The sequence below is a fragment of the Ruegeria sp. CDSA033 genome (assembly GCF_059612305.1).
This window is the reverse complement of record NZ_JBXWQI010000003.1, coordinates 118,033-141,990: the sequence shown is the minus strand read 5'-3', so window position 1 is coordinate 141,990 and position 23,958 is coordinate 118,033. Positions and strand designations below refer to the sequence as shown.

24 protein-coding genes are annotated in these 23,958 nt (G+C 58.1%); 16 read left to right on the top strand and 8 right to left on the bottom strand.

Going from position 1 to position 23,958, the window contains the following annotated elements:
• Positions 1–4: 4 nt before the first annotated feature.
• Positions 5–850, bottom strand: a complete 846-nt coding sequence (locus AC2FLA_RS05800) for a 2-keto-4-pentenoate hydratase (protein WP_496721201.1) — start codon at positions 848–850, stop codon at positions 5–7.
• A gap of 115 nt (positions 851–965) precedes the next feature.
• On the opposite strand from AC2FLA_RS05800, the gene AC2FLA_RS05795 reads away from it, so the two are divergent.
• Together AC2FLA_RS05795 and AC2FLA_RS05790 are read left to right on the top strand one after the other, a co-directional pair.
• Positions 966–3,182: a response regulator gene (locus AC2FLA_RS05795; RefSeq protein ID WP_496721199.1), complete on the top strand. Its 2,217-nt coding sequence runs from the start codon at positions 966–968 to the stop codon at positions 3,180–3,182.
• Between the two features lie 9 nt (positions 3,183–3,191).
• A complete protein-coding gene (locus tag AC2FLA_RS05790) occupies positions 3,192–3,653 on the top strand; it encodes a VOC family protein (protein ID WP_496721198.1) in 462 nt (153 codons plus the stop codon).
• On the opposite strand, the gene yaaA is transcribed toward AC2FLA_RS05790, so the two are convergent.
• The 3 genes from yaaA to AC2FLA_RS05775 form a co-directional block, all read right to left on the bottom strand.
• Positions 3,644–4,414, bottom strand: coding sequence for a peroxide stress protein YaaA (gene yaaA / locus AC2FLA_RS05785; protein ID WP_496721196.1), 771 nt, complete (start codon positions 4,412–4,414; stop codon positions 3,644–3,646). The genes AC2FLA_RS05790 and yaaA overlap by 10 nt on opposite strands.
• A gap of 35 nt (positions 4,415–4,449) precedes the next feature.
• Complete coding sequence (gene recQ / locus AC2FLA_RS05780; protein WP_496721194.1) at positions 4,450–6,489, bottom strand: DNA helicase RecQ; 2,040 nt, start codon at positions 6,487–6,489, stop codon at positions 4,450–4,452.
• Between the two features lie 86 nt (positions 6,490–6,575).
• Positions 6,576–6,866, bottom strand: coding sequence for a YggT family protein (locus AC2FLA_RS05775; RefSeq protein ID WP_108860000.1), 291 nt, complete (start codon positions 6,864–6,866; stop codon positions 6,576–6,578).
• A gap of 132 nt (positions 6,867–6,998) precedes the next feature.
• On the opposite strand from AC2FLA_RS05775, the gene AC2FLA_RS05770 reads away from it, so the two are divergent.
• From AC2FLA_RS05770 to smpB, 10 genes are all read left to right on the top strand, one after another.
• Positions 6,999–8,366 (top strand): MFS transporter, encoded by a 1,368-nt coding sequence (locus tag AC2FLA_RS05770; protein WP_496721192.1) that lies wholly within the window; start codon positions 6,999–7,001, stop codon positions 8,364–8,366.
• The gene (mepA, locus tag AC2FLA_RS05765; protein ID WP_496721190.1) at positions 8,363–9,226 is read left to right on the top strand and encodes a penicillin-insensitive murein endopeptidase; all 864 of its coding nucleotides are present in this window, start codon (positions 8,363–8,365) and stop codon (positions 9,224–9,226) included. Before AC2FLA_RS05770 ends, mepA begins: the two co-directional genes overlap by 4 nt.
• On the top strand, positions 9,199–10,083 hold the full coding sequence (locus AC2FLA_RS05760; RefSeq protein WP_496721188.1) for an esterase-like activity of phytase family protein: 885 nt from the start codon (positions 9,199–9,201) through the stop codon (positions 10,081–10,083). Before mepA ends, AC2FLA_RS05760 begins: the two co-directional genes overlap by 28 nt.
• Before the next feature lie 91 nt (positions 10,084–10,174).
• Positions 10,175–10,819, top strand: a complete 645-nt coding sequence (locus AC2FLA_RS05755; RefSeq protein WP_496721186.1) for a queuosine precursor transporter — start codon at positions 10,175–10,177, stop codon at positions 10,817–10,819.
• Positions 10,820–11,082: 263 nt separating this feature from the next.
• On the top strand, positions 11,083–11,502 hold the full coding sequence (gene arfB / locus AC2FLA_RS05750) for an alternative ribosome rescue aminoacyl-tRNA hydrolase ArfB (RefSeq protein WP_496721184.1): 420 nt from the start codon (positions 11,083–11,085) through the stop codon (positions 11,500–11,502).
• A gap of 61 nt (positions 11,503–11,563) precedes the next feature.
• Entirely contained in the window at positions 11,564–12,310 is a 747-nt protein-coding gene (locus AC2FLA_RS05745; protein ID WP_496721182.1) for an SDR family oxidoreductase, read from the top strand.
• Between the two features lie 81 nt (positions 12,311–12,391).
• A complete protein-coding gene (locus tag AC2FLA_RS05740; RefSeq protein WP_496721181.1) occupies positions 12,392–13,405 on the top strand; it encodes a P1 family peptidase in 1,014 nt (337 codons plus the stop codon).
• 113 nt (positions 13,406–13,518) lie between these two features.
• Entirely contained in the window at positions 13,519–13,932 is a 414-nt protein-coding gene (locus tag AC2FLA_RS05735) for a c-type cytochrome (RefSeq protein ID WP_496705544.1), read from the top strand.
• A gap of 208 nt (positions 13,933–14,140) precedes the next feature.
• Positions 14,141–14,683 (top strand): isopentenyl-diphosphate Delta-isomerase, encoded by a 543-nt coding sequence (idi, locus tag AC2FLA_RS05730; protein ID WP_058272886.1) that lies wholly within the window; start codon positions 14,141–14,143, stop codon positions 14,681–14,683.
• A gap of 47 nt (positions 14,684–14,730) precedes the next feature.
• Positions 14,731–15,207: an SsrA-binding protein SmpB gene (gene smpB / locus AC2FLA_RS05725; protein ID WP_496721179.1), complete on the top strand. Its 477-nt coding sequence runs from the start codon at positions 14,731–14,733 to the stop codon at positions 15,205–15,207.
• Positions 15,208–15,220: 13 nt separating this feature from the next.
• Here smpB and glpK read toward each other — a convergent pair whose 3' ends face one another.
• The 3 genes from glpK to panB form a co-directional block, all read right to left on the bottom strand.
• The gene (gene glpK / locus AC2FLA_RS05720; protein WP_496721177.1) at positions 15,221–16,699 is read right to left on the bottom strand and encodes a glycerol kinase GlpK; all 1,479 of its coding nucleotides are present in this window, start codon (positions 16,697–16,699) and stop codon (positions 15,221–15,223) included.
• Positions 16,700–16,765: 66 nt separating this feature from the next.
• Positions 16,766–17,608, bottom strand: a complete 843-nt coding sequence (gene panC / locus AC2FLA_RS05715; protein ID WP_496721175.1) for a pantoate--beta-alanine ligase — start codon at positions 17,606–17,608, stop codon at positions 16,766–16,768.
• Positions 17,605–18,444, bottom strand: a complete 840-nt coding sequence (panB, locus tag AC2FLA_RS05710; RefSeq protein ID WP_496721173.1) for a 3-methyl-2-oxobutanoate hydroxymethyltransferase — start codon at positions 18,442–18,444, stop codon at positions 17,605–17,607. Before panB ends, panC begins: the two co-directional genes overlap by 4 nt.
• Positions 18,445–18,613: 169 nt before the next feature.
• Between panB and AC2FLA_RS05705 the strand changes: the two genes are divergently transcribed.
• Complete coding sequence (locus AC2FLA_RS05705) at positions 18,614–20,101, top strand: ABC transporter substrate-binding protein (protein WP_496721171.1); 1,488 nt, start codon at positions 18,614–18,616, stop codon at positions 20,099–20,101.
• A gap of 30 nt (positions 20,102–20,131) precedes the next feature.
• Here the strand turns inward: AC2FLA_RS05705 and AC2FLA_RS05700 are convergent, their stop codons facing one another.
• Positions 20,132–20,458, bottom strand: a complete 327-nt coding sequence (locus AC2FLA_RS05700; protein ID WP_496721169.1) for an SH3 domain-containing protein — start codon at positions 20,456–20,458, stop codon at positions 20,132–20,134.
• A gap of 129 nt (positions 20,459–20,587) precedes the next feature.
• On the opposite strand from AC2FLA_RS05700, the gene AC2FLA_RS05695 reads away from it, so the two are divergent.
• Genes AC2FLA_RS05695 through AC2FLA_RS05685 form a run of 3 tightly spaced genes read left to right on the top strand, consistent with a single transcriptional unit; the run spans position 20,588 to position 23,942 of the window.
• Positions 20,588–21,535: an ABC transporter permease gene (locus AC2FLA_RS05695; RefSeq protein WP_496721167.1), complete on the top strand. Its 948-nt coding sequence runs from the start codon at positions 20,588–20,590 to the stop codon at positions 21,533–21,535.
• Positions 21,532–22,347 (top strand): ABC transporter permease, encoded by an 816-nt coding sequence (locus AC2FLA_RS05690; RefSeq protein WP_496721165.1) that lies wholly within the window; start codon positions 21,532–21,534, stop codon positions 22,345–22,347. Before AC2FLA_RS05695 ends, AC2FLA_RS05690 begins: the two co-directional genes overlap by 4 nt.
• Positions 22,344–23,942, top strand: a complete 1,599-nt coding sequence (locus tag AC2FLA_RS05685; protein WP_496721163.1) for an ABC transporter ATP-binding protein — start codon at positions 22,344–22,346, stop codon at positions 23,940–23,942. The genes AC2FLA_RS05690 and AC2FLA_RS05685 overlap by 4 nt, the downstream gene beginning before the upstream one ends.
• Positions 23,943–23,958 lie beyond the last annotated feature (16 nt).

Below are 23,958 nucleotides of genomic sequence, written 5' to 3'. Positions count from 1 at the left end.
CAGGTCAGTTAAACACCACACTGACTGTGGGATTGTCGGGCAAGCCGTTGTAAGACACTGATGCCCCGCCTTTACCCTTTGCAGGCGGGAATAACGGCCCGAATGATCCGACGGAAATCAGGTCCCCCGGTTGAAATTCGATCCCTTTGGACATTAACCAAAGGGCGGCATTGGCCGGATGCCCCAGGACCGCTGTGCCCGGTACTTGCGCCAGAATCTCGTCATCTGCGGCGCGGAGGGTGACAGTCATATCAGCCAAGGCCTGCACCATAGCTGCCGGATCGGACACAGGGATTTCTGCACCTAAAACGCCCAGTTTCGGAGCAACGCCAATTGCTGTCAGCGTGACGGGGGTGATTGGTTCACCTTCGGCAAAGGTCAGGTCCGGTAGCTCGATAAACGGGCGGATGGCTGAGATGCCTTGCAGCACCTCCTCTGGCGACGTGGCCTGATTGATATCCGCTGTCCCCACAACCAGCACCAGATCGGCCTCAAACACTGGTCGCGCGCCCCAGTCTGATGGAACGGTCGCGCCGTCATCCAGCATCATGTCGCGGAACAATACGCCCTGAACCGGTTCAGAAGCGCCAAATCTCTCTTGTGCAGGCGCGCTGGTCAAACCGGCCTTGTAGCCGATGATCGGCCCTAAATGTGGCTCTAATGCGGACACTATTCGCGCTTGCGTACACAGTGCATCTTTCATTGTGCCATCAGGCGAAAGGGCAGATGTAGGCGTAGCAGAGAGGTAATCCGCGACGAACCGATCGATCTGACCATCCGTTGCGCAGCCTGCCGCCACAGGATGGGCAAACACGCCACAGGCCAACAAAGCGCCGAAGAAACCCCGCATATCACACCTCCGTTTTGGCAAGAGTGGCACGAGGTTCGATCATTGGGCAACGGCTTAAACAGTTCTTCACTCTCTGCCCGGATGCTGGACGCAGATTGTCCCGGAAACACCATAGATGAGTCTTGCAGAAAAACTGTCACAAGAACGGCGCGCACGGTTGGCGGCCGAGCGGTTGTTGCAAATGAAACAGGCAGAGCTGTCGGCGGCGAATCGCAAACTGGGCCTACATGCGATGGCATTGACCAAGCGGATTGGTGAAACCCAGGCCGAAGTTGAAACGGTCCGGGGCGAGAATGAAAAGGTCAAATCCGATCTGACGGTCGCCAACGCCAAGATCGAGGTGGCCGAGCGCCGCCTGTGGCATTCAATCCAAACTATTCAGGATGGATTCGCGTTCTTTGACGAGGAAAGTCGCCTGATCGGGGCAAACGCTGCTTACTTAAGCGTCTTTGACGGGTTGGAAGAGGTTGCGCCGGGTGTGACCTATCCGAGGATTCTTGAGATTCTGACGACCGAGGGGCTGATTGATCTTGGGTCCGAGCCGACGCCCGGCTGGCGCGATAGAATGCTGCAGAGATGGGCGATGCCGCACCCTGCGCCCGAAGTTATCCGGCTGTGGAACGGCCACTATATCAAGCTGATCGACCAGCGTGGTCATGATGGCGATGTGGTCAGCCTGGCCCTGAACATCACCGCATCTGTGCGCCACGAGGCCGAGTTGACCGCTGCCCGCGAACGGGCCGAAGCGGCAAACCGTGCCAAATCGGCCTTTCTGGCCAATATGAGCCATGAAATCCGAACCCCGATGAACGGCATCGTGGGCATGACGGAATTGCTGACCGAAACACCTTTGGATGAAGAACAACGGCTGTATTTGAACACCATCCGCAACTCGGGCGAGGCGCTTTTGGTGATTATCAACGACGTCCTGGACTATTCCAAGATCGAGGCGGACAAGCTGACCCTTCATCCGGAGCAATTCGACTTTGAACGCTGCATTCTTGAGGTCGCGATGCTGCTGCAACCCAGTGTACGGGACAAGGGGCTGTCGCTGCTGGTGGATTACGATCTGTTCCTGCCTACCTTGTTTGTCGGCGATCCAGGACGGGTGCGGCAGGTTTTGACCAATCTTGTCGGCAATGCGGTCAAGTTCACGTCCGAGGGCCATGTCCTGATCCGTGTCACCGGCGTGCCGAACCCGGATGCCCAATGCTGCGATGTGCATGTCGCGATCGAAGATACCGGCATCGGCATCGACGAAGACAAGATCGGGCACATTTTTGGCGAATTCAATCAGGTCGAAGACGAACGGAACCGGGCCTTTGAAGGAACCGGTCTGGGACTGGCAATAACGAAACGGCTGATAACATTGATGGGCGGGTCGATCTGGGTGGATAGCGAGCCGGGGCAGGGGTCCTGCTTTGGCTTTCGGGTCTCACTGCCGACCGCTGAAGGCCCGCAACCCGCCCCGCCCGATCTTGACGGGCGCCTGCGCCACGTGATGATCGTCGAGGATCTGGCCGCCAACTGCGCGATCCTGTCCAAACAGCTGGGTCGGCTGGGGGTTCAGGTCACCGTTTGCACCTCGGGCCGTGAGGCGCTGACGGCGCTGGACGACAGTGTGGACCTTCTGCTGTGCGATCATGACCTGCCCGACATGGACGGGCTTGAGCTGGCTGTCCTGCTGAAAGACAGGGGGTGGGGCGCTCTGCCGATTGTCGTGATGTCGGCCAATCCCGGTGTCATTCACGCCCACCCCGCGCGCCACCTGATCGAAGGCGTTCTACAAAAGCCGATCCCCAGGGCTGAGCTATACGCGCGCCTGAAAGCGCTTGGCCACCCACAGGGCGTTGAGTCGCTTTCGGAGACCGCACCGATCAATCAGGCACCTAACCAACCCGCATGTGAAGGAACGCAGCGTATCATGCGTGTTCTGGCGGCCGAAGATAACCGGACCAATCAACTGATCCTTAAGAAGATGGTCAAAGATCTGAACATCGACCTGCGCTTTGCCGGCAACGGGATCGAAGCGGTGCAGGCGTATCAGGAGTTTGACCCAGACATTATCTTTATGGATATCTCGATGCCTAAAATGGACGGCAAACAGGCCACAGCCGAAATCCGGCGCCGTGAGATTGAGACTGGCCGCCATGTTCCTATTGTCGCCCTTACGGCTCATGCGATGGCTGGTGACGATCAGGGAATCTTATCTGCCGGGCTGGATCACTACCTGACCAAACCGCTGCAAAAGCAGACGATTCACCATATGGTTCTGACCCATAGGCCGGATGATTGCTGCCCGGTTGTTGCAGAGGAAATCCGGGCTGACTAGATTGAACCCATGTCTGAAGATCGTGGATTTCAGCCCCGCGCGCTGGGTGAAATTGCCATCCGCTGCGTGGATATGGCCGCCATGGTCGCGTTTTATGAAAACGTGATCGGGTTAAAGCGTCTCAGCGGTGACCACAACAGCGCGATCACCTTTTTCCAGATTGCGCCCGGATATGGTGGCCATACGCAGGTCCTGGCCCTGTTTCACCACACCGCCGCCCCGCGACTAGGGCTGCATCCTACCGGATCGCAAAAACCGGTGACGGGTGGGGCGTCATCCCTGCATCACATCGCCCTGTCGCTGCCATTCGACGAACAAGAGGCAGTGATGCAGTGGTATGACCACCTCGGTCAGCCCTACCGGGTCGAGCAGTTCGGATGGATCGGCTGGCGCGGTATCTTCACCGAAGACCCCGAAGGCAATACGGTTGAACTCGTCGCCTATGACCCGTCGATGTTAGATCAAGCCTGATAGGGCCGCACAAAGACGGGTTTGTTTTCTTCTGACAAATCGGGGCGGTATTCATAGCCACCTGAGTCAAAGTCCAGCAGTCCTTTGGGGTCGTCCAGCCTGTGCTGAATGACATACCGCGCCATCGCACCGCGCGCTTTTTTGGCAAAAAAGCTCACGATCTTAGGCGTGCCTGCTTTGTCTTCCATGAAAACAGGGGTGATAACGCGTAGTTTCAGCGCTTTAGGGTCTACTGCGCCGAAATATTCCTGACTGGCGCAGTTGACCAGAACGTCCGATCCAACCTCTGAACCTTGCGCGTTGAGCGCTTTGCTCAGTTGATCGCGCCAATATTCATACAGGTTCTTTCCGCGGCGGGTTTTAAGCTTGCTGCCCATCTCGAGCCGATAGGCCTGAATGGAATCCAGCGGGCGCAGCACACCGTACAGACCGGACAGAATGCGAAGATGATCTTGCGCCCAGGACATCTCCTCGGCATCCAGCGACGCAGCTTCGAGCCCCTGATAGGTGTCGCCCGCAAAGGCCAGCGCGGCGGGGCGTGTCACATCCGCCTCGGGCGCGTCTGAGAACGCGCGATACCGGTCGCGGTTCAAGCGCGCGAGATCATCGCTCAGGTCCATCAGCTTTTTCAGATCACCCAGCGTCAAATTGCGAGCGGTTTTCGACAGACGGATGGCATCGTCCTGAAAGTCTGGCTGCGTGACTTCGACATCCCGTTCCGCCCAGTCCAGCCGCTTGGCCGGGGAGATAACTACCAGCATATCCGCTCTCTTTCCTTGCCTGTTCTGGGCCGTATCTAGTCCGTCTGTCGCAGCACGTCCAGAAAGGCGGCTCCAAACCTTTCGTGACGGCGGTCACCCAGAACATGTTCGATCGCGCGCGGGTCATCTGACCGCAATTGTGCGACCTTGGCCAGTTGCGAGGCCGAGCAAGTTAGCGGCTTGTCGATCCCGTCTGGACCGCGTGACAGCTGCGACTGCACTTCAAGCAGTTGATCATAGATATCGCCCTGATCCCGGCCAGCCAATTTGCGGCGCGCGGGATGAACGGCTTCAACCTCACCGGCGACGACTTCAAGAAACGTGTCACCGTAACGTTCCAGCTTTTTCGCGCCGACCCCGCCAATTCGGGCCATATCGTCCAGCGACAGGGGGCGTTTCTCAGCCATTTCGATCAGCGTGCGGTCGGGGAAGATGACATAGGCCGGAACCCGCGCGGCTTCGGCCAAAGCGCGCCGTTTGGCTTTCAGGGCCGACAGCAGCGGCGCGTCTTCCTCGGACACCATCATTTTGACCGCCGGGCGACGTCCGGCCTTGCGCAATGTGTCCTTGCGCAGGTTGATCCGGGCCTCACCCTTCAGGATGGGCTTGGCAGCCTCGGTCATTTGCAGTGCGCCGTGGCGTTCGGGGTCCGGGCGGACCAGATCATACCCCATCATCTGTCGGAAGATGGCCTGCCATTGCGGGCGTGACCACTCTTTGCCGATCCCATAGGTCGATAGCTGGTCATGGCGTCGCGCAAGAATCTTGTCGGTTTCATTGCCGAGCAGGATGTCGATCAGATGGCCGGCGCCGAACCATTCCTCGGTGCGCAGGATCGCGGACAACGCCATGCGGACGGGCGTGGTGCCATCGAACACCTCTGGTGGGGCGTCACACAGATCGCATTTTCCGCAAGGTTCTGCCTGTTCACCGAAGTAGCCCAACAAAGTTTGACGGCGGCATTCCAATGCCTCGGCCAGACCCAATAGAGAATTCAGGCGTGCATGGTCGGCCATGCGGCGTTCCGGTGGGGCCAACCCTTCGTCGATTTGCGAGCGGCGCAGGCGAATATCGTCGGGGCCGAACAGAGTCAGCGTCTCGGCAGGGCCACCGTCACGGCCCGCACGACCGATTTCCTGATAATAGGCTTCGATGGATTTGGGCAGGTCCGCATGGGCGACCCATCGGATGTCGGGTTTGTCGATGCCCATGCCAAAAGCCACGGTGGCAACCACGATTAACCCGTCTTCGCGGGCAAAGCGGGTTTCGACGATACGGCGATCCTCGGCCTCCATTCCGCCATGATAGTGGCAGGCAGAGTGACCTTCCGTGCGTAAGGCTTGCGCGAGCACCTCGGTTTTGTTGCGCGTGCCGCAATAGACGATGCCAGATTGCCCTTTTCGGGCACTGGCAAAGTCGAGGATCTGTTTGCGGGGGCCATCCTTGGCCCCAAAGGCAAGGTGGATATTGGGCCGGTCGAACCCGCGCAGAAACTTGTTGGGGGGCGTGCCGTCGAACAGTTTTTCGACAATCTCGTCCTGCGTTTCGGCATCCGCGGTGGCGGTGAAGGCGGCCAAAGGAACGCCCAACGCGCGCCGCAGCTCACCGATCCGCAGGTAGTCGGGACGGAAATCATGGCCCCACTGGCTGACGCAATGGGCTTCATCCACGGCAATCAGACTGACGTTGATCCGGCGCAGCATCCCCAGCGCCGACCCTGCCGCCAGACGTTCGGGGGCCATGTAGAGCAGCTTGAGCCGCCCGGCCTCCAGCGCTTCCCACACGGCATCTGTTTCTTCGGGCGTGTTGCCCGAGGTCAGAGCACCTGCCTCAACGCCGGCCTCTTGCAACCCGCGCACCTGATCGCGCATCAGGGCGATCAGCGGGGAAATCACCACCGTCACGCCATCCCGCATCAACGCAGGCAGTTGGAAACACAGGGATTTACCGCCACCAGTTGGCATGATCGCCAGCACGTTTTCACCTGCTGTCACGGCATCGACGATCTCTTCCTGCCCGGGGCGGAAGTCGTCGAATCCAAAGACATCTCGCAGCATCGGTGCGGCGTCGAACATGTGCGGGGTTGCCCTGTTTTAAGGTTTATCTGCTCTTAAGACAGGACAATCACATACTAAGATTCGGTGAACAAGAGGGATCAGCCTCAGCTCAGGGCCAGAAAGAGTTCCGGCAGGACGTAGCTTCGCAGTGAAATGATGATGATCAACACGACCAAAGGCGTGAGATCGATGCCGCCAAGATCGGGCAGCACTTTGCGAATAGGGCGATAAATCGGCTCCAGGATCCGATTCAATCCGTACCAAATCTGGGCAACGAATTGTTGATGAAGGTTCAGAACCTGAAAGTTGATCAGCCAGCTCATTATGACCTGAATCAAGACGAACCAATAGGCGATGCTCAATACCAAGTCGATCGGGCCGAAAATTGCCATCATATTCGTATACTCCAAGTCACGTTTCGCGAGAGGTAGTAGCTAGCGCGGCAAAGAGCAAGTGTGCGCTAACAGAACCCTTGCGAATTAGGCCAAAGCCCCGTCTTATGAAGACAACGATAAACAGGGGCAGTCATGGCAGAAATTTCCAAGCGCAAGCGCATTTGGGGTTGGTGGTTTTTCGACTGGGCCAGTCAACCGTATCACACCTTGCTGGTTACATTTGTCTTTGGTCCCTACTTTGCCGGAGTTGCGGCAGAGTATTATCTGACGTCCGGTCTGGGTGCCGACGCAGCCGATGCGCGGGCGCAGACGGTGTGGGCGAATTGCATGACCATTATTGGGCTGATCATCGCCTTTGGCGCGCCGTTGATGGGGGCCATGGCGGATGTTTCGGGTCGCCGAATGCCATGGATTTTCGCGTTTTCGATGATGTATGCGGTGGGGTCCGCCGCGCTTTGGTACACGATGCCCGACGGGTCGAATATGTGGCTGATGTTGTCGGCCTTTGGTTTGGGCTTTGTTGGCGCGGAATACGCTCTGATCTTCATCAATTCGCAGCTGCCCGATTTGGGGGACGAAAATGAGGTTGGTGAGATTTCGGGGTCAGGATTTGCCTTTGGCTATTTTGGTGGGCTGATCTCACTTGCGATCATGCTGGCGCTGTTCGTCGAGCAGGCCAACGGCAAGACCCTGATCGGGATGGATCCGCTGTTTGGGCTGGATGCCTCAATGCAGCAGGGCACACGTTTCGTGGGGCCATTCACGGCGGTTTGGTTCGTTCTGTTCATGATCCCCTACTTCCTTTGGGTCCGGGATGATGCGCCGACCGACAAAAAAGGCAATGTGGGCGACGCCCTGCGCCTTCTGGTCAAGTCGATTTCCAATCTGCGCCACCGGGTCAGCCTGGCCACCTACCTTGGATCATCCATGTTCTATCGTGACGCGTTGAACGGGCTTTACACCTTTGGCGGTGTTTATGCGCGACTGGTGCTGGAATGGGACCTGATCAAGATCGGTGTCTTTGGTATCGTCAGCGTTCTGGCTGCGGCTGCGTTTTCGTGGGTCGGCGGTAAGCTGGACAAGAAATACGGCCCTAAACCAGTGATTTTGGTGGCTATCTGGGTGCTGATCTTTGTTTGCATCACCATCGTGTCGATGGACCGCACACAGATCTTTGGCATGTCTTTACCCGAAGGATCCGGCCTGCCTGATCTGGTGTTCTTTGGCTGCGGGGTTCTGATCGGCGGCATGGGCGGTATTCTGCAATCCGCCAGCCGTTCGATGATGGTGCGTCACACCGACCCCAAGGCCCCGGTCGAAAGCTTTGGGCTTTATGGTTTGTCGGGGCGTGCCACAGCCTTTGCCGCCCCCTTGCTGATCGGAATAGCCACAACTGTAACCGGCAGTGCAAGACTGGGGGTGTCACCCATCGTTCTGTTGTTTATTCTGGGGTTAATACTGATGCGCTGGGTGAAACCGGAAGGGGATCAGAGCAGATGATTTTATTACGTTTTTTGACGATACTGGCCGCGATATTTCTGACGAACACTGCTACGGCGCAGCCTCTGGCAAAGCAGTTGTTTGGGGCGCAGAAAGCAAGTTCGCAGCAAAAATCCGCAGCCTTCGGCAGTTATTCGCGTGGATGCGCTGCAGGGTCGGTGCAATTGCCCGAAACGGGACCGACATGGCAGGCGATGCGGCTGTCACGCAATCGAAATTGGGGGCATCCTGAGGCGATTGATTATGTGCAGGACCTTAGCAAGTTCGCGGCAAAGCAGCCCGGATGGAACGGGCTATATGTCGGCGATATCAGCCAGCCGCGCGGTGGGCCGATGACATCCGGGCACCGCAGCCATCAGCTGGGTCTGGACATCGATATCTGGATGCTGCCCGGCGACAACATGCGCTTAAGCCGCAAGGCGCGTGAGAATATCTCGTCGATTTCCCTGCGCCGGTCGAATGGCGCGTTTGTCAACGGTAACTGGACGAAACAACACCATGCCGTGCTGCGCCAGGCCGCAAAGGACAAGCGAGTTGCGCGAATTTTCGTCTTTCCCGGTGCCAAGGCGGAAATGTGCAAAAACGAGAAGGGTAATCGTGCCTATTTGCGCAAGATCAGGCCCTGGTGGGGACATCATTATCATTTCCATGTCCGTCTGAAATGCCCGCGCGGCTCTAAAGGTTGCGTTAATCAGGATCCTCCGCCAAAAGGGGATGGCTGTGCCGAGGCGCAGCAATGGGTGAATAATATCCTTAACCCGCCCCCACCCGACCCAAATGCCCCAGCGCCCAAGAAACGGCGTGAATATCGATTGGCCGATCTACCTCAGCAATGCACACAAGTTCTGCAATCCAACTGATCGTCGCAGTATTGCTGGCCGGGGCGGCTTGGGCAGTTGATCTCAAGACACCCAACCACCTTGGCAGTTTTACATGGCGTCACACGGCTGAGTGGTTTGGCGGGATTTCTGCCATCCACATCTCGGATGATGGCCGCCATTTGATTGGAATGACCGATCGTTCGACACTGATTGCCGCACGGGTCGAGCGTAATGATGACGAAATTTCCGACATTCAGATCACTGACAATTGGCCTCTCATTTCCAGCAGAGGACGCCCTCTCACTGGTGGGGCCGGGGATTCCGAAGGCATAGCCATTGCCCCTGATGGCGCCCTGTTCGTCTCGTTCGAAGGTATCCACCGCGTGGTATATTACCCCGCGCCAGGGACCAAAGCGCAGGTTCTGCCGCGGCCCAAGGCGTTCGACGGCTTTGAGGTCAACGGCTCGCTCGAGGCGTTGGCCATTGATCAGCGCGGTCACCTTTTCACAATGCCCGAGGAAAACCGAACAGCGATGGGTGATATCCCTGTCTATCGGTGGGACGGTCAGGCTTGGTCGACGCCTTTCGTTCTGCCACAACGGGGGGGCTTTCTGCCAGTTGCTGCAGATTTCGGACCGGATGGCAGGCTTTACGTTTTGGAACGGGATGTCGGTTGGATCGGGTTCCGTTCGCGTCTGCGGCGATGGGAGGTGGACGGTGACACCCCAAGCGCCGAAGAGGTTCTGCTCCAAACTGGGACTGGTGCGCATGACAACCTCGAGGGATTGTCTGTCTGGCGCGACGACGAGGGCCGCTTGCGGGCCACTATGGTGTCGGATGACAATTTTCTGGCGCTTCAGCGCACCGAACTGGTCGAGTATGCCTTGCCCGATTGACTCGTCCAAAGCAAAGGTCTAGAAGCGCGGCTTGCCTTGGGACGGTCCCTTGGCCAAGTCGCCGCTACCTTGTCAAAACGGGCATCTGAAAATGCAACGCGCTTATATTCCCGGCATTATTGCCATGGCTACCATTGTTGTGGCCTCGAACATTCTGGTCCAGTTTCTTCTACTGGACGGCCTCCTGACCTGGGGTGCCTTTACGTTCCCTGTGGCCTTTCTGGTCACGGATATCATGAACCGTGTCTACGGCGTACAGGCTGCCCGCAAGGTGGTATTCGCCGGTTTCGTCACCGGTATCATCTGCTCGCTGATCGGTACGCAGATCATTCTGCAGGGTGATGGGTTCACCTATGCCGCCGTACCGTTGCGGGTTGCGGTTGCGTCGGGTACCGGTTTCCTGATCGCTCAGCTGACCGATGTTGCGGTGTTCAACAAACTGCGCGGCGGTCGCTGGTGGCGTGCGCCGCTGGCCTCGACTCTGGTTGGGTCTGCGCTGGATACGGCGCTGTTCTTCACCATCGCCTTCTCGGCCTCTGTCACAATCTTTGGTGCCGACGCCGACGCGGCAATCAGCTGGGCATGGGAACCCGTTCCTTTCATGCTGACCGGCCCGATGGCACCCCTATGGGTATCGCTGGCCTTTGCGGATTGGCTGGTAAAACTGTCGCTGGCCCTGATCGCATTGATCCCATTCAAAGTGATCGTGGCGCGGCTGACGGCGCAGCTCGCGTAAAAAAACGCTTTGCGTTTCGCGCAACTCGTGGCACGATTTCGGGTAACGGAAACAGATTGAAAGGAGGTGATCCAATGTCGAGAAAGGGATTGGAGAGAGGTGTTGGAACAACCGGGGGGATCGCCTGTTAAGGCAGCCCTTGGCGGAGCGCTCGCTCCGGCTGGTCGATTGATCTAACCGACCCAACCTCCTGAGCTTTCGAAGGGCCGTCCCATGCGGGGCGGCCCTTTTTGTTTTTGGATCAGGCCTGTAAGGTCAGCCTCATGTTGCGCATCACTGACGATATCACCCTGCAAGACTGGGAAATGACCGAAAGCTTTGTGCGCTCATCCGGTCCCGGCGGGCAGAACGTGAACAAGGTGTCCACCGCCGTCGAATTGCGGTTCGAGGCGGCGCGCTCACCTTCGTTGCCTGATCCCGTCAAATCGCGGCTCAAGCGACTGGCGGGGCGACGCTGGACCAAAGAGGGCGCAATCATCATTCAATGCGACGAAACCCGCAGTCAGGCGCGCAACCGGGAAATCGCGCGCAACCGGCTGGCCGAGATGATCACCCGCGCTATGGTTACACCCAAGCGCCGTATCGCCACCAAACCAACCTACGGTTCGGTCAAGCGACGTCTGGCTTCCAAAAAGGCACGCTCGGACGTCAAAGCCTTGCGCGGCAAGATACCCGAAGATTGATCTGGTATCTTTGCGGCGCATCGCTACTCTGATTTTGCGCAGCTGCAAAAAGGACAAGATCATGAGGTTAGAGGGAAAAACCGCAATCGTGACCGGTAGCGCATCAGGCTTTGGTGCCGGGATCGCGCGGAAATTCCTGTCTGAAGGTGCCCGCGTCATGATCGCCGATATCAACGGTGATGCGGCTGAGGTTCAGGCCAATCAATTGGGCCCGAACGCCTTTGCACATCAGGTCGATCTGGCCAACGGCCCATCGGTTGAGGCGATGGCAGACGCAGCCTTTGATCGACTGGGGCATCTCGATATCCTAGTCAACAACGCCGGCGTCACCCACCTTCCCACCCCGCTGGAAGATGTGAGCGAAGAGGATTTCGACCGCGTTTTCAACGTGAACATGAAATCTGTCTATCTAACGGCCCGTGCATTGGTTCCGCATATGAAATCGCGTGGTACCGGCGCGATCCTGAACGTGGCCTCGACGGCTGGCCTGTCGCCGCGTCCGAATCTCAACTGGTACAACGCCTCCAAGGGTTGGATGATCACCGCGACCAAGACCATGGCGGTCGAACTGGCCACATCGGGTGTCCGGGTAAACGCCATCTGCCCGGTTGCAGGGGAAACGCCCCTGCTCAAGTCCTTTATGGGCGAGGATACGCCCGAGGTTCGCGCCAAGTTCCTGTCGACCATCCCACTGGGTCGTTTCTCGACACCCGAGGATATGGCCAACGCCGCCTGTTTCTTATGTTCCGACGAGGCCAGCATGATCACCGGAACAGCTTTGGAGGTCGACGGTGGCCGCTGCATCTGATCCGCTCTTCATCTGGCAAGAAATATCCCCGCCGGAGGCAGCGCGCCTGCGCGCTCTTCTGTTCGAACATCTGAAAACGCAATGACCTCCGGACCCAGAAACCTGATCACCGATGTTCCCGGCCTTTTGGTTGGAAACGCTCAGGATGATGCACTCAAATCCGGCGCAACCGTTCTGACGGCACCCGAACCCTTTACGGCCTCCGTTCACGTGATGGGCGGTGCGCCAGGCACGCGGGAAACCGACTTGCTGGCACCTGACAAAACCGTGTCGCGCGTAGATGCCATCGTTCTGTCCGGTGGTTCGGCCTTTGGTCTGGACGCCTGCTCCGGAGTAGCTGACGCGCTTAGGGCGCAACACCGCGGTTTTGAAGTTGGCAATGTCGTGGTCCCCATCGTTCCGGGTGCGATCCTGTTTGACCTGCTAAATGGCGGCGACAAAGCCTGGGCCGAGAACCCCTATCGCGCGCTGGGGCACCGCGCATTCGAGGGCGCGTCCGATCAGTTCGATCTGGGTACTGCTGGCGCAGGGACTGGTGCCTTGGCTGCCATGCAAAAGGGTGGGCTCGGATCCGCCTCGTTTGTGATGGAAAACGGGGTCACGGTTGGCGCATTGGTTGCCGCCAATCCGCTCGGCAGTGTCACCACGCCGGGTGACCGTCATTTCTGGGCCGCTCCGTTTGAAATCGGCGACGAATTCGGTGGATTAGGGCCTGATTCCAACACTGGTCTTGGTCGTGTCTTGACCAGTCGCAAGGCCAAAGCAATGCGACCCGCCCAGCCGGACAAGGCCAACACCACCATCGCAATTGTTGCCACTGACGCGGCGCTGTCTAAGCCGCAATGCCATAGGTTGGCGGTGGCTGCCCATGACGGGATCGCGCGGGCGATTGTTCCCGCGCACACACCAGGCGATGGCGATCTGGTGTTCGGCGTCAGCACAGGCAATCACGACCTTCCACAGGCTGAACTGGGGCTTCTTGGCCATGTGGCTTCGATCTGTCTGGCGCGGGCCATCGCGCGGGCCGTATTTCTTGCCTCGCCAGCGTCGGGGGATCTTTTGCCCTGTTGGTCCGGCTTACATGACTTAAGTTAAGGACGGCCTATATGCCGCAGTGGCACAGTGCCCTCGCGCGGCAATCTGCGCGTTGACTCTTATTTGCGCCGACGGTCCATTCGGTGCAGCCAATTCGTATCGGAGCAAAAGCTATGAATCGCATTCTCGCGACCGCAATCGTCGGCCTTCTGGCCCTTCCCGCATATGCCGAAGGAGACGCCGAAGCCGGAAAGAAAACCTTCAACAAGTGTAAGTCCTGTCACCAGATTGCCGATCCTGAGGGTGAAGTCATCGTAAAGGGCGGTAAAACCGGTCCGAACCTTTATGGGGTTGCAGGCCGGACCGCAGGCACCGTTGAGGAGTTCAAATATGGTGACAGCATCGTTGCCGCTGGTGAAAACGGTCTGGTCTGGGACGAAACGACATTCGTTGAATATGCAAAGGATCCCAAGGCGTTTTTGAAAGATTATCTGGGTGAAACTTCGGCCAAATCCAAAATGACCTTCAAGCTGAAGAAGGGTGCCGAGGATGTTTACGCCTATATCGTAAGCGTGTCTGGCGAATAAAGCCGCAGACCAAACACCGTTTGAGGTTACAAAAGGCCGCAGCCCCTGCGGCCTTTCGTGCGCTTGATAACCGCGTTGAACAGCGCCAATTTGAAAGCGCGCGGTATTTCATGCATTGCACGCATAAATTCGCAGAGCCAAGCCGACCCGGTGGCAGCCAATTTCGAATTTCCGGCCCTTCGGGTGGATCGGCAGCAGGAGACGACAGATGGGAATCATGATCCCGGCCTGGGTTGATGGCGAGTTGACCCCAGTGGACAAGCTTGAGGCGCATGAAAAAGGCCTGCGGCACAAGGCGGTGTCTGTCTTTGTCGTGCGCGGGACCGAAATTTTGATGCAGCGTCGGGCTTTGGGAAAATATCACACCCCTGGTCTGTGGGCGAATACCTGCTGCACCCACCCCGACTGGGGTGAGACACCGTCTGTCTGCGCCGTGCGCCGGCTGCGTGAGGAATTGGGAATTACCGGGCTTTACCCGGAATACCGTCACCGGCTGGAGTATCACGCCGATGTCGGCAACAACATGATCGAGCACGAAGTGGTCGACATCTTTCTGGCCCATGTGCGCGGCCCGCTGAAGATTGAGCCCAACCCGGAAGAGGTCATGGAAATTCGCTGGGTCGATTACCACGATCTTCTGGCCGAAGTGCAGCGCTATCCCGAGCGATTTACACCGTGGCTCAAGATATATTTGCACAATCACGCCGACACTATTTTCGGACCTGATCTGATTATCTCGGCCACCTCCTGACGGCTACGCCTTGCAAGGGCCGCCCAAGCCGCATAGATCAACGCGTCATGGCTAAGCAAAAGACAGACCCGAATTACAAAGTCATCGCCGAAAACCGGCGCGCACGCTTCGATTACGCAATCGAGGACGATCTTGAGTGCGGCATCATGCTGGAAGGGTCCGAGGTCAAATCCCTACGCGTAGGTGGGACGAACATCGCCGAAAGCTATGCCTCAGTCGATGATGGCGAGCTGTGGCTGGTCAACAGCTATATCGCCCCCTACGAGCAAGCCAAATCGTTCAAGCACGAAGAGCGCCGCCGGCGCAAACTGCTTGTGTCACGCAAGGAATTGTCGAACCTGTGGAACGCGACCCAGCGCAAAGGCATGACGCTGGTGCCGCTGGTTATGTATTTCAACCACAAAGGCCTGGCCAAGATCAAAATCGGTATCGCCAAGGGTAAGAAAAACCATGACAAGCGCGAAACTCAGGCCAAGCGTGACTGGTCACGTCAAAAGCAGCGGTTGATGAAGGATCATAGCTGATCCTTCATACCTCTCAGAACGCCATCGCAGCTGATACCGCACGTTTCCAGCGGTCATAGGCGGCATCGCGCTCTTTGGCAGAGAGGTTCGGTTCGAACCGGCGATCCAGCGCCCAGGTTTCCGCAAAACCCTGTTGATCCGGATAAACGCCTGCGCGCATACCGGCCAGCCAGGCCGCGCCCAATGCCGTGGTTTCCTGCATAACCGGTCTGTCGACCTCGGCGCCAAGGTAGTCCGACAATCCCTGCATCGCCCAGTTCGACGCGCTGGCGCCACCGTCTACACGCAGGATAACGTCGGTATCTGCACCCCAGTCGCCCTGCATGGCGTGCCACAGATCGCGTGTCTGATATGCGATACTTTCCAGCGTGGCCTTGGCAAACTCGGCACGGCCTGAATTCCGAGTCAGACCGAACACCGCGCCACGGCAATCGGGTTTCCAATAGGGCGCACCGAGGCCGGTAAAGGCGGGCACCAGCACGACATGCTGGTTCGGGTCTGCCTTTTGGGCCAGCTCGCCGCTTTCTGGCGCGGATTCGATGATCTGCAACGCGTCGCGCAGCCATTGCACCGCTGCACCGGCCACAAAGATTGACCCTTCCAGCGCATAGGTCCGTTTACCGTCCAATTGATAGGCGATGGTGGTCAACAGGCGGTTCTTCGACTCGACGGGCTTATCCCCTGTGTTCAGCAGAGCAAAACAACCGGTGCCATAGGTGGATTTCATCATGCCGGGTTGGAAGCAGGCCTGACCGATGGTGGCGGCCTGTTGATCACCGGCAACACCAAGAATCGGGATATTCCCCCCAAATAGAGTCGTATTTCCAAAATCCGAGGCGCAATCATGCACCTCGGGCAGCATGTTCATCGGCACGTCCAGCAGATCACAGATCTCGGCGCTCCACTCGCCCTTGTGGATGTCGAACAGAAGCGTGCGCGCGGCGTTTGTGGCATCGGTGGCGTGGCTGCGTCCTTCTGTCAGGCGCCAGATCAAAAAGCTGTCGATGGTGCCGAACATCAGCTCTCCGGCCTCGGCCCGGTCCCGCGCACCCGGCACGGTGTCCAGCAACCATTTAACCTTGGTGCCCGAGAAATAGGGGTCCAGCAGCAGCCCGGTCTGGGCGGTCACGTCATCCTCGCACCCGGCTTGTTTGTAACGCGCGCATATCTCGGCGGTACGACGGTCCTGCCAGACGATCGCGTTATGGATGGGCGCGCCAGTAGCGCGGTCCCAGACAACAGTTGTTTCGCGCTGGTTGGTGATGCCGATACACGCGATCTGATCAGAGGTTACCCCGACACTGTCCATAACTTCGCGGCAAACCCGCAGAACGCTGTTCCAGATTTCCTCGGCATCATGTTCGACCCAGCCTTCATGAGGGAAGTGCTGGGTGAATTCGTGCTGCGCGGTGCCTGCGCGCTGCATCTCTGCGTCGAACAGAATTGCCCGCGATGATGTGGTGCCCTGATCAATGGCAAGAATATAGGTCACGCCTGCGCCCCTCCCGTTTCGTTTTGCGGGACTTTAGCGCAAACAATGACACACGTGCCAGAGCGTTCAGACAGGAATGTTGTCGATCAGTCGCACCCCATCGGCCCAGGCTGCGGCGAACAGGCGGGCAGGGCGGTTGGCGTGGGTGAGAGGCTCCAGCGTTTCGGCGCAGCGCAGTTGGATGTATTCCACTTGCGTGAATCCGGCGGCCAGCAGATCGGTCTCGGCCTGCGCGGCCACCGGATCAAACTGTGCGCCGTCTTTCAAGGCAGCCGCCAATTCCCGCATGATCCGGTTTTTGTGGGCCGCAATATCCAGCCCTTCGGACGACAGTCTCAGATTGCGCGATGACATGGCCAGACCCGAGGTCTCGCGCACCGTGGGGCATCCGACGACTTCGGTCGGAATGTCCAGATCGCGCGCCATTCGGGTCACGATCATCAGCTGTTGATAGTCTTTTTCCCCGAAATAGGCTCGATCTGCCTGCGTTTGCAGGAACAGTTTGGCCACAACTGTGGCAACGCCGTCGAAATGTCCGGGACGGAATTCACCTTCCATCACATCGGTCAGGCCCGAAACGGAAACTGTGGTGGCAAAGCCCTGCGGGTAAATTTCTTCGGGTTCTGGAACATAGATCGCATCAACGCCGTAGGGGGCCAGTTTCTGCGCATCCTCGTTCTCGGTGCGCGGGTACTTTGCCAGATCCTCGGGGTTGTTGAACTGTTTGGGGTTCACAAAGATCGTAACGATCACCCGGTCACAACCCGCCTTGGCGGCCTCAACCAGTGACAGGTGCCCCTGATGCAGCGCGCCCATGGTCGGAACCACGCCGATCTCGTCACCCTTCCGCGTCCATTCCGAGGTCAAGGCACGCAGGTCGGCCAGACGGCGAAAGATTGGGGCGGTCATGTCTTTGGTCCTTTGGTCGGGGCCTGATCGGAAAAGACGTGTTCGTCCGCTGGAAAGGTTCGTGCGCGCACCTCGGCAGCATATTCGGCAATGGCGGCTTCGGCCAATGGGCCAAGCTCAGCATAGCGTTTGACGAATTTCGGTTTGAAGGCGGTGAAAAAGCCAACCATGTCGTCGACAACCAGAATCTGACCGTCGCACCCCGCCGAGGCTCCGATTCCGATTGTTGGGATCGCGATCTCAGCCGTAATCTGATCGGCCAGCTTCTGCGGTACTTTTTCAAGAACGACCGAGAACGCGCCTGCCTCGGCCACAGCGCGGGCATCTTCCAGTACCGCCTCGGCCTGTTCTTCCCGACCTTGAACCTTGTAGCCGCCAAGTGTGTTGACCGATTGCGGCGTCAGGCCGATATGCGCCATCACCGGAATCCCGCGCTTGACCAGAAAGCGGATGGTCTCGGCCATCTCGACACCGCCTTCCAACTTGACTGCGCCTGCGCTGGTTTGGGACATCAGCCGGGCCGCGTTGCTGAACGCCTCGGCAGGCGAATGCTCGTAACTGGCAAAGGGCATGTCGATGACCATCATAGCACTTTCCAAACCGCGCGCGACGGCCTGACCATGCATCACCATCATCTCCATCGTCACACCCAGCGTCGATTCCAGCCCGTGCAACACCATGCCGACGCTGTCACCCACCAAGACAAAATCACAATGATCATCCATCAACCGCGCCATCGGTGTGGTATAGGCTGTCAGACTGACCAGTGGCTCGCCGCCTTTGCGGGCGCGAATATCCTGGGCATTCGGGGCTTTTTTGCGGGCGGTGGCGCTCATTGTCGCTCCTCCGGTTGTCATGTTGCAGCGCGGCATAACAGATGGGAGCGGGCTATAGAAACCCCGGTTGCGCGAACATTTCCTTGAATGACCTAAGGTTTAAAGGGAAGTTGGGTTCAGTACGGCCCAAAAAAACGCAGGTTTCCATTTTCAGTGGGGAGTAATTTACATGACAAAGCAGACATTTCGGTCCTTTGCTTCGGTGCTGGCGGTTAGCGCCAGCCTGTTTGGTACACAGGTTTTCGCTAAATCCGACATTACCATAGCGTTGCAACTAGAGCCGCCGCATCTGGACCCGACCAGTGCCGCAGCGCAGGCCATCGATTCGGTGGTTTACACCAATATCTTCGAAGGCCTGACCCGGTTTATGGGTGACGGATCGGTGGTTCCTGGTCTGGCTGAAAGTTGGGAAATCTCGGAAGATGGCAAGGTCTATACCTTCAAACTGCACGATGGGGTTACCTTCCACGACGGCACCACGATGGATGCCGAGGACGTCAAGTTCAGCCTGGACCGCGCCCGATCCGAGGATAGCGCAAATGCGCAAAAGGCCCTGTTTGCCGGGATTGAAAACATCGAGGTGGTCGACCCGCTGACCGTCAAGGTGACCCTGTCTGAGCCAAACGGGAACTTCCTGTTCAACCTGGCCTGGGGTGATGCGGTTATTGTCGCGCCCGATAGTATCGAGGGCATCAAGACCAACCCCGTCGGAACCGGCGCATTTACCTTTGGTGAATGGGTGCAGGGCGACAGTATCACCCTGAACCGCAACCCGGGCTATTGGGGCGATCAGCCAGCGTTAGAGACTGCTACATTCAAATTCATCTCGGACCCGACGGCGGCTTTTGCGGCCATGATGGCCGAGGATATCGATGTGTTCGACAATTTCCCCGCGCCAGAGAACCTGCCGCAATTTGAGGCTGATCCGCGCTTTCAGGTGCTCGTCGGCTCGACTGAAGGGGAAACCATTCTGTCCACCAACAACAAGATGCCACCCTTCGATGATATCCAAGTGCGTCAGGCATTGGCCCATGCGATTGACCGTCAGGCGATCATCGACGGAGCGATGTTTGGCTACGGCACGCCCATCGGCACCCATTTCGCGCCGCACAATCCGGCTTATGTCGATCTGACCGGGAACTCGGCCTACGACCCCAAGAAGGCCGCCAAGATGTTGGCCGATGCTGGATATGCGGAAGGGTTTGAAACGACGCTGCATTTGCCGCCCCCATCCTATGCCCGCCGCGGGGGTGAGATTGTGGCCGCCCAACTGGCCGAGGTCGGGATCACAGCCAATATCATCAACGTTGAATGGGCTCAGTGGCTGGAATCGGTGTTCAAAGGCAAGGACTTTGGTCTAACCATCGTCAGTCATACCGAACCTATGGATATCGGGATCTATGCGCGTCCTGACTATTACTTCCAGTATGACAGTAAGGATTTCCAGGCGCTGATGGACACGTTGAATTCGACGACAGACCCAGAAGAACGCACCCGTCTGCTGGGTGAGGCACAGCGCCTGATCGCAGACGACTACGTCAACGGGTACCTGTTCCAGCTGGCTAAGCTGGGCGTGGCCAAGGCTGGAGTTCAGGGCCTGTGGGAAAACGCGCCCACGGCCGCAATCGATCTGACGCAGATCAGCTGGTCCGAGTGACCAATTAGCCGGGGATCAAGTCCCCGGCTTCTAACCGGCTCCGTCGATCAGCCAGTTGCCATGTACCCAGCCCTTGCGGCGGGGCTGGCCGTAATACACACCGTACCACTTACCGTCTCGGGCGCAGGTTCTGACCATGTCGCCGTTGTGCAACTCGTCAATCTTGCGAAATTGCGATCCCGGTCCCGTGCGCACAGACAGAAATCCGTCGCCGTTGGGGTCCAGACCCGAGACGATGCTGCCCGCGCAGCCCGCCGCCTGGTCGTCTTCGACGATTGTGAACTCCTGATCCAATTGTTGTCCAGCGGCTGTACCTGCCAAAAACACCAATGCAAAAGCCAATTGTCTGCAATGCATAGCTAAACCTCCTAAAAACAATACCAGAAGCCTAAGGTGCAAGGTGTGGTGTCGCAAGTTTCGCCTGTTTCCCTGCCAGTTGAAAGGTCGTGCTGGACCCGCAGCGCGTGCACCCCTAACGTGGCCTCGATGCTTCGCTATGCCATCAAACGACTGATATCGCTGGTGATCAGCCTCGCCGTCGCCTCGGTGGTCATCTTTGCAGTGATCGAGGTTGCTCCGGGTGACCCGGCGTCGTTCATGTTGGGGGTCAACGCGCAAGAGGATACGCTGGCCGCCCTGCGCGCCGAGTTGGGTTTGGATGTCACCAAGGTGCAGCGCTACTTCAACTGGGTTGGTGGGATGATGGTGGGGGATTTCGGAACCTCTTACACCTATCGCACGCCAGTATCGCAGATGATCGCGGATCGGCTGTGGGTCTCGCTGCCTCTGGCGCTGTATGCGCTGACCCTGTCCACCGTGATTGCGTTTCCGGTAGGCATCTATGCCGCCGCGCGCCGGGGCAAACCGGGCGATCTGACGGTAATGGGGGCAACGCAACTTGGCATTGCGGTGCCGAATTTCTGGTTCGCCATGATGCTGGTTCTGGTCTTCGCCATCAACCTGCGCTGGTTCAATGCCGGAGGGTTCGCAGGCTGGGATAAGGGGCTTTGGGCGGGGCTACATTCCCTGACGCTGCCGGCCATCGCGCTGGCCCTGCCGCAGGCGGCCATTCTGGCGCGGGTCATGCGGTCATCTTTGTTGGATATTCTGGGTGAGGATTTCATGCGTACCGCACGTGCCAAGGGGTTGTCGCGGCGTCAGGCCCTGTGGCGGCACGGAGTGCGCAACGCGCTGATCCCGGTCCTGACCATCATCGGGTTACAGTTTTCCTTCCTTTTGGCAGGATCGATCATCATCGAACAAGTGTTCTACCTGCCGGGTCTTGGACGATTGGTGTTTCAGGCAATCTCGGCCCGCGATCTGATCGTTGTGGAATCTGTGGTCATGCTGCTGGTCTTTGCCGTCATCACCGTGAACTTTCTGGTCGATCTGGCCTATGCAGCCGTTGATCCAAGGTTAAGGAGCCGGACATGAGCCGGAGCCTGATCCTTGGGGCTTGTCTGTCCTCACTGGTGTTACTTGCAGCGACGATTTCCTTTGTCTGGACGCCCTATGACTACGCCGCACTGAACATCCCCGACAAACTGCAACCACCCAACGCGCTGCATTGGTTTGGTACGGATCATTTCGGACGTGACATGTTTTCGATGATCATGGTCGGTGCCCGTACCTCGATTGCCGTGGCTTTGGTGGCGGTGGGGATTGGCATGGCGCTGGGCGTGCCTTTGGGCCTGACAGCGGCTGCGCGCAAAGGGTCGTGGCTGGACGAGCTGATCATGCGCGGCAACGATCTGGTATTTGCTTTCCCGTCTCTGGTCATCGCCATCCTGATCACTGCCGTGTTCGGTGCTGGCGCGATAAATGCGATCATCGCCATTGGCATTTTCAATATCCCGGTTTTTGCACGCATCACTCGCGGCGCAGCGCTTTCACTGTGGGAGCGGGAGTTCATCCTGGCCGCGCGCGTTTCGGGCAAAGGTGCGGCACGGATATCGGCTGAGCATATCCTGCCTAACGTCGCCAACCTTCTGATCGTTCAGGGCACCATCCAGTTCTCTCTGGGCATTCTGGCTGAGGCTGGTCTGTCCTATGTCGGTCTGGGCGCGCAACCGCCCACGCCAAGTTGGGGCCGGATGCTGGCAGATGCGCAGACAATGGTCAGTTTTGCCCCACATTTGGCTCTGATTCCGGGTCTGGCGATCATTGTCACGGTGCTTGGGTTGAACCTGCTGGGAGATGGGTTGCGCGATTGGCTGGATCCCCGGATCAGGGTGGCGCGCGCATGAGTTTGCTTGAGATCGAAAACCTGACGCTGTCTATTCACGGCACGAACATCCTGAAACAGGTCAATCTGTCCATTGCGCCCGGTCAGATCGTGGCCGTGACAGGGGAAAGCGGATCGGGCAAATCGATGACCGCGCTCGCGGTGATGCAGCTTTTGCCGGACGGAGCAAAGACAACCGGAGCCATCCGGCTGAACGGCTCAGATATGTTAGACCGCGATGAAAACGATTTGTGTGCCTTGCGCGGTGCCGCGATCGGTATGGTGTTCCAAGAACCTATGACCGCACTGAACCCAGTTAGAACCATCGGCGATCAGGTGATGGAGACCATCCTGATACACAAGGCCATGCCGCCCAGACAGGCGCGAGACCGGGCGGAGGAAGTTCTGACCCGTGTTGGCCTGCCGCCGGATCGTTTCCCGCTGTCCCGTTTTCCGCACGAACTGTCCGGGGGGCAGCGTCAGCGTGTCGTGATTGCGATGGCGATCGCGTTGCGTCCCAAGCTGTTGATCGCGGATGAGCCGACCACAGCGCTAGATGTGACAACGCAGGTGCAAATCCTCAAGCTTCTAAAAGGGCTGGTGTCGGAATACGACATGGGGCTGTTGATGATCACCCATGATCTTGCGGTAGTCGCGGATATGGCCGACCAAATTGTTGTCATGCGCCATGGCGAAGTCGTCGAATCCGGGGCCACTGACTACCTGCTACACCACATGCAACATCCATATACCCGTATGCTGTTCAAGGCTTCGGGGCATCAGGTATCCCTGCCCGAACCTGCGCATTCCCGCCCTTTACTTGAAGTGACAAATGTCGTTCGCGACTATCGTCTGCCTCGCAAGGGGCTGTTTGATACACCGGGGCAACACAGGGCGGTGGACCAAGTCAGCTTTACGCTCAATAGCGGAGAACGTCTGGGCTTGGTCGGCGAGTCGGGTTGTGGAAAATCGACCCTAACAAAGGCCATTCTGGGTCTGGAAGAAGTTCAGGGTGGTGACATTCGTCTGGATGGCCAGCCTGTCTTTTCGGGTCACAAACCCAACCTCGCCGTGCGGCGCAAGATGCAGGTGGTCTTTCAGGACCCCTATGGCAGCTTCAATCCACGTCACCGCGTGGCCCGGCTGATCACTGAACCGTTCCATCTGCTCGATGCTCCTGTAATGGGGTCCGAGAGGCAGGACCGGATCGCTGAAATGTTGACAGCGGTGGGTCTCAGCCCGGATGACGCTGGTAAGTATATCCATGAATTCTCGGGCGGTCAGAGACAGCGCATCGCCATCGCCCGTGCCTTAATCATCCGGCCCGAACTGATCTTGTTTGACGAGGCTGTTTCGGCCCTTGATGTGTCGGTCCGGGCCCAGATCCTCGACCTGCTGGCCGAACTATGTGAGGCCTATGATCTGACTTATCTGTTCATCAGCCATGATCTGAGCGTCGTGCGCACCGTCACTGACCGCGTTATGGTGATGCGGGCCGGAAAGATCGTCGAAGAAGGCGATACCGAAAGCGTCTTCTCTGACCCACAACACCAATACACAAAAGACCTGATTGATGCCGCGCCAGTGCTGCCAGACATTGGTCGGGATGTGGCGTGAACCACATATTAGAGCC